The following is a 591-nucleotide window of genomic DNA, read 5'->3' as shown; positions in this document are numbered from 1 at the left end:
GTCTCGACCGAGCCGCCACCGATCAGCAGCATGACGATCAGGGCGCCGGTGTACGAACCGGTCTGGAACCCGATTACGTCAGGGGAACCGAGCGGGTTACCAGTGAGGTTCTGGAAGATCGCGCCGCTCATTGCCAAGCACGCGCCGAGCAGCACGGCCATGAGGATGCGGGGCGCACGCCATTCGAGTACGACCATGTTGGTGTAGTCGTCGCCCTGACCGACGAGGGCGCTGAGCGCCTCGACCGGTGATATTTGCGCCGATCCCGAAAACACGGCGAACACCGCGAGCAGCACGATGCCGACCCAGAGGGCGGTGCAGAGGCGAGCTGACAGCCCATCCACCAGCAGGAATGGCCGCGAGTGTGGGCCGATGCGGTGTATGCGTCGGCCGAAGTCGAGCTCGGTCACGCCGTCATACCTCCGAGACCCGGAATCGGCGCACCATGTAGATCAGCACCGGGGCACCGATGAACGCCGTGACGACGCCGACCGGTACCTCGCCCGCCGTGATGACCCGGCCCAGCACATCGGCGAACCCCGTCACGGTGGGCGCGATCAGCACCGAGTACGCGAGGATCCATCCCTGGTG

General features: G+C 66.0%; 2 protein-coding genes. Both read right to left on the bottom strand.

The genetic code is table 11. The features are described from left to right. A partial coding sequence (locus IFT89_RS19925; RefSeq protein WP_202939852.1) for an iron chelate uptake ABC transporter family permease subunit occupies positions 1–410 on the bottom strand: 410 nt, incomplete at its 3' end. A 4-nt stretch (positions 411–414) separates the two neighbouring features. Continuing rightward, a complete protein-coding gene (locus IFT89_RS20935; protein ID WP_374190809.1) occupies positions 415–579 on the bottom strand; it encodes an iron chelate uptake ABC transporter family permease subunit in 165 nt (54 codons plus the stop codon). Between the last annotated feature and the right edge of the window lie 12 nt (positions 580–591).

The sequence above is a fragment of the Plantibacter sp. CFBP 13570 genome, assembly GCF_014841395.1.
In the GTDB taxonomy this organism is placed as follows: domain Bacteria; phylum Actinomycetota; class Actinomycetes; order Actinomycetales; family Microbacteriaceae; genus Plantibacter; species Plantibacter auratus.
This window is presented reverse-complemented; position numbering and strand designations above follow the sequence as displayed.